The sequence below is a fragment of the Citrobacter sp. wls826 genome (genome assembly GCF_005281245.1).
Taxonomy (GTDB): domain Bacteria; phylum Pseudomonadota; class Gammaproteobacteria; order Enterobacterales; family Enterobacteriaceae; genus Citrobacter; species Citrobacter braakii.
The window spans coordinates 116,883-126,148 of record NZ_SZWS01000045.1 but is presented as its reverse complement, the minus strand read 5'-3'; the positions used below and the strand labels follow the sequence as shown (position 1 = coordinate 126,148).

Sequence of the window (9,266 nt, the reverse complement as noted above, 5' to 3'; positions counted from 1 at the left end):
CCACTCTTAAAGAGTGGCCTTTTTTTATGATGGCGGTTACTGTTTCCCCTGTCTGCTGCCTGCAAGGGATTAACATGTATCACGACGTCAGCCATCTTCTCTCCCGCCTGATTAACGGCCCCACGCCGCTGCGCCAGGTTTATTTTGCCAGCACCAGTAGCTCAACGCCGGAGCTGGCGTATCAGGTCGATTTTCCCCGGCTGGAAATTGTGCTGGAAGGTGAGTTCACCGATAACGGAGTTGCTGGCGCATCCGCGACGTTACTGCCTTGCGATGTGATATTCGTTCCGGCTGGCGGCTGGAACTTTCCGCAGTGGCTCACACCGGTCACCACGCTCAGCATTCTGTTCGGCAAACAGCAACTGGGTTTCAGCATCGTCCAGTGGGACGGCAAGCAATATCATAATCTTACCCGACAGCACGTCGCGCGGCGTGGGCCACGAATTGGCTCTTTCCTGCTGCAAACGCTCAATGAAATGCAGATGCAACCGCAGGAGCAACAAACCGCCAGGCTAATCGTTGCGAGCTTACTGAGCCACTGCCGCGATCTGCTGGGCAGCCAGATCCAGACCGCATCACGCAGTCAGGCGCTTTTCGAAGCCATTCGCGACTATATTGATGAACGCTACGCTTCGCCGCTCACCCGAGAATCCGTCGCGCAGGCGTTTTACATCTCACCCAATTACCTCTCCCACCTGTTTCAAAAAACGGGCGCTATCGGGTTTAACGAATACCTGAATCACACGCGACTGGAACACGCGAAAACGCTGCTGAAGGGTTATGAGCTGAAGATCAAAGAAGTGGCGCATACCTGTGGGTTTGTTGACAGCAACTATTTCTGCCGCCTGTTTCGCAAAAATACCGAACGTTCGCCGTCAGAATATCGTCGGCAATACCACAGCCAGCTGACGGAGATAAAAGCTAATCCAAAGTAAGATGTGTGTGCTGTGGTGCAGAAAGCAGCTTTCGCACGGCGCTCATCACCCGCTGCGGCTCACGCAGAAATGCGCTAATGCCCGACTGGACGTATCGGCTCTGCGTAAATCGCTCTGCTCCTGCCAGTTCAATATCGGTAATGAGCAACACCGCATCAGCGCGGTTAATATCCTCTTCCGTCAGGCGATTTTCGGTACCCAACGCGCCCTGAGTTTCAATCTTGATGCTCCATTTCTCCTGCTGGCAGAGTTTCTCCAGTCGTTCAGCGGCCATATAAGTATGGGCCACGCCGCTTACGCACGCGGTGACAGCAACCAGATATCGTACAGGTGCGATGGCCATACTATCCTCCTACTGTTACCTGAAATCCGGCGCATTCTGCCATCTTACGTATAAAATCTATCTCTTGCGCCGACGGGACGGGCACTTCTTTCATCGACCAGGGTAATCCGAGCAGGTTGTATTTCGGTTCGCCATATTGATGAAACGGTAGCAGGTGTACCTGCTTTATGCCTAATGATGACAACAGCGTCAACGCCTGCTGCGTGTTCTCTACATTCATCGTAAAGCCCGGAATCAGCGGCAGGCGAGGAATGACATTAACCCCTTCAGCGACCATTAGTCGTAAATTCGCCAGCACGCGCGGCAGGTTCATATTAATGGTCTCACGCGCCAAATGGACATCCATAATTTTGAGGTCAAACAGCACCTCATCGCACTCTCTTGCCAGCGATAACAAACGACTGGCTGGCGCATCGCCAGCCGTTTCAATCGCGCAGCGAACATCCCAGCGCCGCAGACGTTGCAGGAATCGTACGGCAAAGGGCGCTTGCATCAGCACTTCACCACCGGAAAGCGTCACCCCTCCGCCAGAGGTGCGAAAGAAAATATCATCTTTCATCACTTCACGTTCCAGCTCGTCCAGCGAGATATCACGACCGATACGTTCAAACGCCCCGGAGGGACACTCATCAGCATCGCGTAGACAGGGTGTACAGTGCAGGCATTTACTCTCCCGCCGTACTGTTTCAATACGTGGGGAGAGAGATTCAGGGTTGGCGCACCACGGGCAGGTATGCGGACAACCTTTAAAAAAGACTACCGTACGAATACCCCGTCCATCATTCAGTGAGTAACGCTGAATATTAAATATACGCGCGACGTCCTCGCCACGTGGGTCAATAACCTCACAGCTGATGCGCGGTGCGGCGAATGATGTCATCCTGGATCTCCTTCGACAGCTCGACAAAGAAGGCGCTGTAACCCGCCACGCGCACCACCAGCCCGGCGAAATCCTGTGGGCGCTGCTGCGCCTCTCGCAATGTGTCGGCATTCACCACGTTAAACTGGATGTGCTGGAGCTTGAGCTGGGTAAATGCCCGCAGAAAATCCGCCAGCTTGCGTAAACCAGCCTCACCTTCCAGTGTGGCTGGCGTAAACTTCACGTTCAGCAAAGTCCCATTGGAAAGCAATGTGTTATCCAGCTTGCTGACCGATTTCAATACCGCCGTCGGCCCTTGCATATCCTGCCCCAGCATCGGCGACAGCCCCCCGTCCGCCAACTGTTCCCCGGCGAAGCGACCATCTGGTGTCGCTCCGACGACCGAACCCAGCGGCACGTGCGCAGAGACAGTATATGAACCCGGTGTAAATTGCCCGCCGCGTGGATTCTGGTATTTCTCTACCTCTTTGCAGTAATGACGCAGCAGTTCGGCGCTGATGTTATCTACATCATCAATATCGTTGCCGTATTTTTCGAAGCGGTTAATCAGCCGGGCGCGAATTTTCTCGCCTTCCGGGGTAGCAAAGTTGTCTTTTAGCACCGACAAAAGTTCGTCAAAAGTTAAGCGCTGTTGTTCAAATACCAGTCCATTGAGCGCATGCAGCGAATCGCTCAGGTTCGCAATACCGATCCCCTGTACGCCGGAGAAGTTATAACGCGCGCCGCCGTCGGTAATATCACACCCTTTATCCAGGCAATCGCTAATAAACGAGGAGAGCAGCGGCACCGGCGCCCAGTCGCGATGACCGATATCGCAGATATTACTGCCTTCGACCATCAACGTAATGTAGTGGCTGATTTTGGCACGAATATGCTTCAACAGGTCTTCGTACGTCAGCGCGCGATTGCCTTCGTTCTCATGCAGGCAGATTTCCATTACTTTCAGCAGATTAAACATGGCGATGTCGTGCAAACCGTATGTTCTGCCAGGAATAGACAGCTCGACACAGCCGACTACCGCGTAATCTCGCGCATCTTCCAGCGAGACGCCACGGTTAAGAAATGCGGGCACCACCACTTCATCATTAAAGATTTGCGGGATGCCGGTCCCGAGGCGAATGGTCTGTGCCGTTTTCATCAGGAACGGCGTATCGATCAACGCGTTCGTGCGCACACCGAGATTTGGTTGCGGCAGTTGTACGCTCTGATAAGCATCAAGGCAGAGAAACGACAGTACGTTTACCGCACTACGACCATTCTCCGTCAATCCCCCAAGCAGTGCGGTGTAACCCGTTGGGAAGCCAGCGAAATAGCGCGCGCTGCTGGTGGATCGCAGCAGTACGATGTCATTGCATTTCACCCATAGCGATTCGAGGATTTCTTTTAAGAATGCAGGATCTTCCCCCTGCGTCAGCGAGGTTTGATAAAACGGCAGCATATACTGGTCGAAGCGTCCGAGTGAGAGCGAACTGGCGTTGGACTCATATTGCAAAATAATGTTCATGTACCAGAACAGCTGACATGCTTGCCAGAAGGTTTGCGGCTTATGCCGGGCGTTATGCCGGGAGTTTTCCGCAATCGTCAGCAATTCCTGACGTCGCTGCGCATCCGGGCAGTTTTCCGCCATTTGTTCTGCCAGCAGGGCGTAACGCAGAATGTGGCTTTGCGAAGCCTCAAGCAGCAACAGAGCAGCCTGATAAAAGTGGTTATCCGGCTGCTGCAGACAATGCGCCCGCATCTGCGCTACCAGTTCGCCAAGTCCGAGATTCAACAGGCGTGGATAATCAATAATGATATGCCCCTGACCTTTATCCGTCTGGTTAACGCTAAAAATCTGCGTACGGACAGCGGCTTTTACCTCATCGGTCATCTGACCGTTGATGAAATCTTTCATCGACCGCTTTTCCCAGTACGGATACAGCACATCGCGATAGAGATGTTTATCCTCTTCGCTGATGTCAAAACGGTCCTGCGGACGGGTTGGAAACTGCTCCAGCTCGTTGAGCAGCCAGTAAGGATCCATTTCCGGTGACATTATGCCCGCCCGCGGTTTAACGGTACGGTTCCCGGCTATCAGTTCCTCATCACGAATCGATATTTCAACGTGCTCAAGAATATATGCGGTGGCTTTCGCCCGCCGCAGAATAACCGGCTCTCCCTCCGTCTGCTGGTGGCTGGCGGTATATAGCAGCGCACGCTCAAGCGAAATTTCGCGGTTATTCTGAAACAGAGCGTTTTTTAAACGTTGGATACGGTTAGTCATGAGGAACTCCTGTAGAAAAACTGATGCCAGATGGCGCTGTGCTTATCTGGCCTACGTATCAGTAGGCCGGATAAGTCGCCCCCCCTCCGGCAAACAAACCGTTATGCGGTTTGCGCAAGGTGTGCACCAATCTTGTTCATGATGGCGTCGGCACGTTTCACTGCATCGCTGATGTTGACACGAACGATAGTTTTGCCCGCAAAACGCTCTTCAAACTTAATACCAATGTCTTTGGTCAGAATCACCATGTCGGCTTCTGCCACATCCGCCGCGGTCAGTTCGTTTTCCAGACCGATCGACCCCTGAGTCTCAACCTTTACTTCCCACCCCTTGGCTTTAGCGGCGCTTTCCAGCGCTTCGGCGGCCATATAGGTGTGGGCAACGCCAGAAGGACATGCAGTTACTGCAATAATCTTGGTCATGACTCATTCCTCGCTTAATTCATTTCAAAATCTAAATCCAGGTCGTCTTCTTTCTGGTCGACCTGAGACATTTTTTTCCGCGCCAGACTTTTCAGTACGTTAACGCACACTGCGGTCACTACAGCCCCCACGGCAACCGCCGCGATATAACCCAATTTTCCTTCCACGACCGGCAGAACAATCAGCCCGCCCCAGCCGGCATAACACTGCGCACCAAACAGCGCGGCGGTTACCGTTCCGCAGGCGGAACCCACCATAATGGATGGGATAACGCGCAGCGGATCGGCGGCAGCAAAAGGAATTGCGCCTTCCGTTACGCCAACGCAGCCCATCACCAGCGCGGCTTTACCGGCTTCACGTTCTTCAGAAGAGAAATTCTTACGACCAATCAGCGTCGCCAAACCTAAGCCCAGCGGCGGCACGCAGATCCCTACCGCGGCGATTGCCACCACGGTATAAACACCCTGCGCCACGCAAATCAGCATGAAAGCGTAGGCAACTTTGTTAATCGGCCCCCCCATATCGAAGGCCAACATCAGTCCCATAATTACCGCCAGCAGCACGATGCTGCCCTGCTGCATACCCTGCAGCCACTCGGTCAGGCTAGTGGTTAACGCGCCAACGGGTTCTCCCAGGCCCCACATCATGATGCCTGCGGTGATAAAGGTGCCGACAATAGGAATAACGAAGATAGGCATTACCGATCGCAACACCTTATGTACGGGGATCTTCTTCAGATAATGGACGACGATACCGCCAATAATCCCGGCAATTAGCGCGCCGAAAAAACCTGCGCCGAAGCTGTTTCCCACCCATGCGCCAATCGCACAAGGGGCGAGAGCAGAACGTTCAGCAATGGAATAACCAATGTAAGCGGCAAGGAATGGCACCATCAACGTCAGCCCTGCGACGCCAATATCAAAAAGTTTCTTGAGATTAGGATCGGTCGCCGCATCCGGTACCGCGCCCTTGCCATACAACATGACGGAGACCGCCAGCAAAATTCCACCCGCGACTACGAAGGGGATCATATGCGAAACACCCGTCATCAGATGCTGACGGGTATTTTTCAGGATTTGTACCAACTCTTTCATAAGTCGCTCCCAGGCTGCTAAAGCCCATATCCATAAACTTGTTGCGGAAAACAATAGGCAATCCGATGCGGCGCAAACAGTGGATAAAAAGGCCATTTGCTGGACTTTTGTAATGTCAGCGCAAAAATGCGATCCGCCTCATAACTTGTAGTTTCTCGGAATTTATAGAGGACAAACTGACTTGTGAGGGATATCTCACTTTGATGGTTACATTACATTTATCCAGTTTTTGGCAGATTTGTCAGATGGCAGGTTCAGGCGTTGCCCTTTTATCCTGTAGCGAGAAATCGTTATGGGAGATGAGGCTATGGCCCTGATTGTGGAATTTACCTGTGAGCTGCCCAATGGCGTACATGCGCGCCCGGCAAGTCACATAGAAACGCAGTGCAACACCTTTACTTCGCACATTGAGTGGCACAACCTGCGTACCGAACGTAGGGGTAACGCCAAGAGCGCATTGGCACTGATTGGCACCGATACTCTGGCGGGTGATAGCTGCCAGTTGCTGATTTCCGGTGCAGATGAACAGGCAGCCCACCAGCATTTAACCCAATGGTTACGTAATGAATTTCCACACTGCGATGCACCGCTAGCGGAAGCCAAAAGCAACGAGCTGGAGCCACTTCCTGCATCCCTCACCAATCTAAACCCACAGCTTTTTCGCGCTCGCACCGTCTGCAGCGGCAGTGCGGGAGGCATTCTGAGTCTGCTCTCTTCGCTGGATCTCAACGCCCTTAACAATCTCCCATCCGCTAAAGATATTGAAACCGAGCAGGCGGCACTGGATAACGGCTTAACGCTGCTGATGAAGAATATTGCGTTTCGGTTACTCGACAGCGACGGCGCAACCAGTGCGATTCTGGAAGCACACCGCTCGCTGGCAAGCGACCTCTCACTGCGTCAGCACCTGCTCGCTGGAGTATCTCGCGGGTTAAGCTGCGCCCAGGCGATTGTCGAAAGTGCCGGACATTTTTGTGATGAATTCGCCCGCTCCAGCAGCAGTTATTTACAGGAACGTGCGCTGGATGTGCGCGATGTCTGCTTCCAGCTTCTGCAGCAAATTTATGGAGAGCAGCGTTTCCCTGCGCCGGGAAAACTAACCCAGCCTACGGTCTGTATGGCGGACGAGCTCACACCGAGCCAGTTCCTCGAACTGGACAAAACATTGCTGAAAGGCTTGCTGTTAAAAAGCGGCGGTACCACTTCACACACGGTGATTCTCGCCCGGTCATTCAACATTCCTACGCTGGTTGGCGTGGATATTGAACCCTTAATGCCATGGCTACAGCAAACGGTTTATATCGATGGTAACGCAGGAGCGGTCATTGTTGCCCCTGATGAATCCGTCGTACGTTACTACCAGCAGGAAGCCCGTATCCAGGATGCCATTCGAGAACAACAACGTATCTGGCTGACCCAGGAGGCGCGCACGGGTGATGGCATCCGCATGGAAGTCGCCGCCAACATCGCCCATTCCGTGGAAGCGCAAGCAGCCTTTGGCAACGGTGCGGAAGCGGTTGGCCTGTTCCGCACGGAAATGCTGTATATGGACCGTACCTGCGCCCCGGATGAGAACGAGCTATACAACATTTTCTGCCAGGCGCTGGAGCCCGCGCAGGGACGTAGCATCATTGTGCGCACCATGGATATCGGTGGTGATAAACCCGTTGATTACCTGAATATTCCTGCCGAAGCCAACCCGTTCCTTGGTTATCGCGCGGTGCGTATCTATGAAGAATACGCCGCTTTGTTTACCACACAACTGCGATCGATCCTGCGCGCATCAGCGCACGGTAGCCTGAAAATCATGATCCCAATGATCTCCTCTATGGAAGAGATCCTGTGGGTCAAAGAGAAGCTGGCCGAAGCTAAACAGCAACTGCGTACTGAACACATCCCGTTTGATGAGAAGATCCCGCTCGGTATCATGCTGGAGGTTCCGTCAGTGATGTTCATCATCGATCAATGCTGCGAAGAAATTGATTTCTTTAGTATTGGCAGTAATGACCTGACGCAATACCTGCTGGCGGTCGACCGCGACAACGCCAAAGTTACCCGCCATTACAACAGCCTGAATCCAGCCTTCTTGCGTGCACTGGATTACGCCGTACAGGCGGTACATCGTCAGGGGAAATGGATTGGCCTGTGCGGCGAACTTGGCGCTAAAGGTTCAGTGCTACCGCTGCTTGTGGGACTGGGTCTGGACGAGATCAGCATGAGCGCTCCCTCCATTCCCGCCGCCAAAGCGCGGATGGCGCAACTTGACAGCCGCGCCTGCCGTCAGTTGCTGAATCAAGCAATGGCGTGTCGAACGTCGCTGGAGGTCGAACATCTGCTGGCTCAGTTCCGCATGACTCAACAGGATACCCCTCTGGTTACCGCCGAGTGCATCACGCTGGATAGCGACTGGCGTAGTAAAGAGGAGGTCATCAAAGGGATGACCGACAACCTCCTGCTGGCAGGTCGTTGCCGCTATCCGCGTAAACTGGAAGCCGATCTGTGGGCGCGCGAAGCGGTCTTCTCTACCGGATTAGGTTTTAGCTTCGCCATTCCACACAGCAAATCAGAACATATTGAGCAGTCCACTATCAGCGTAGCGCGCCTGCAAGCGCCGGTACGTTGGGGTGATGATGATGCGCAGTTCATTATTATGCTGACGCTCAACAAACACGCCGCGGGCGACCAGCATATGCGTATTTTCTCGCGTCTGGCACGGCGCATTATGCATGAAGAATTCCGTAACGCGCTGGTTAACGCCGCCTCTGCCGACGCTATCGCCAGCCTGCTGCAACATGAACTTGAACTTTAAAGAGGGTGTTTTTGTATGGAACTTTACCTTGATACCGCCAACGTCGCGGAAGTCGAACGTCTGGCACGCATCTTCCCAATCGCGGGTGTCACCACCAACCCAAGCATTGTGGCAGCAAACAAAGAATCCATCTGGGATGTGCTGCCGCGCCTGCAAAACGCCATTGGCGAAGAGGGCATTCTGTTTGCCCAAACCATGAGCCGCGACGCACAAGGCATGGTGGAGGAAGCCAAACGTCTGAGCAACGCGGTCCCCGGTCTGGTGGTAAAAATCCCGGTGACATCCGAAGGTCTGGCCGCGATCAAGATGCTGAAAAAAGAGGGCATCACCACGCTGGGAACCGCCGTGTACAGTGCCTCTCAGGGGCTGCTTGCAGCGCTGGCGGGGGCGAAATATATCGCGCCTTACGTTAACCGTATTGACGCGCAGGGCGGCGACGGAATTCGCACGGTACAACAACTGCAAACGTTACTGGAACTGCATGCGCCAAACAGCATGGTACTGGCAGCCAGCTTTAAAA

The 9,266-nt window shown here is 53.6% G+C and carries 8 protein-coding genes; 3 read left to right on the top strand and 5 right to left on the bottom strand.

The window, feature by feature from the left end; genetic code table 11:
* Window positions 1-74: 74 nt before the first annotated feature.
* The gene (locus tag FDW87_RS10170; protein WP_049269724.1) at window positions 75-935 is read left to right on the top strand and encodes an AraC family transcriptional regulator; all 861 of its coding nucleotides are present in this window, start codon (window positions 75-77) and stop codon (window positions 933-935) included.
* On the opposite strand, the gene FDW87_RS10165 is transcribed toward FDW87_RS10170, so the two are convergent.
* The 5 genes from FDW87_RS10165 to FDW87_RS10145 all read right to left on the bottom strand — a co-directional run bounded on the left by FDW87_RS10165 (window position 922) and on the right by FDW87_RS10145 (window position 5,937).
* A complete protein-coding gene (locus FDW87_RS10165) occupies window positions 922-1,278 on the bottom strand; it encodes a PTS fructose-like transporter subunit IIB (RefSeq protein WP_016155282.1) in 357 nt (118 codons plus the stop codon). The two genes, FDW87_RS10170 and FDW87_RS10165, sit on opposite strands and share 14 nt — an antisense overlap.
* 1 nt (window position 1,279) lies before the next feature.
* The gene (locus FDW87_RS10160; RefSeq protein ID WP_049269720.1) at window positions 1,280-2,158 is read right to left on the bottom strand and encodes a [formate-C-acetyltransferase]-activating enzyme; all 879 of its coding nucleotides are present in this window, start codon (window positions 2,156-2,158) and stop codon (window positions 1,280-1,282) included.
* A complete protein-coding gene (locus FDW87_RS10155; protein ID WP_137379703.1) occupies window positions 2,124-4,421 on the bottom strand; it encodes a formate C-acetyltransferase in 2,298 nt (765 codons plus the stop codon). Before FDW87_RS10155 ends, FDW87_RS10160 begins: the two co-directional genes overlap by 35 nt.
* A 101-nt stretch (window positions 4,422-4,522) precedes the next feature.
* A complete protein-coding gene (locus FDW87_RS10150; protein ID WP_016155279.1) occupies window positions 4,523-4,843 on the bottom strand; it encodes a PTS fructose-like transporter subunit IIB in 321 nt (106 codons plus the stop codon).
* Window positions 4,844-4,857: 14 nt separating this feature from the next.
* Window positions 4,858-5,937 (bottom strand): PTS fructose transporter subunit EIIC, encoded by a 1,080-nt coding sequence (locus tag FDW87_RS10145; protein ID WP_137379702.1) that lies wholly within the window; start codon window positions 5,935-5,937, stop codon window positions 4,858-4,860.
* 307 nt (window positions 5,938-6,244) lie between these two features.
* Here FDW87_RS10145 and ptsP point away from each other — a divergent pair, with 307 nt between their 5' ends.
* Together ptsP and fsa are read left to right on the top strand one after the other, a co-directional pair.
* Window positions 6,245-8,746: a phosphoenolpyruvate--protein phosphotransferase gene (ptsP, locus tag FDW87_RS10140; RefSeq protein ID WP_137379710.1), complete on the top strand. Its 2,502-nt coding sequence runs from the start codon at window positions 6,245-6,247 to the stop codon at window positions 8,744-8,746.
* A gap of 15 nt (window positions 8,747-8,761) precedes the next feature.
* Window positions 8,762-9,266 (top strand): fructose-6-phosphate aldolase (gene fsa, locus FDW87_RS10135; protein WP_252363100.1); only part of this gene is annotated, 505 nt, incomplete at its 3' end.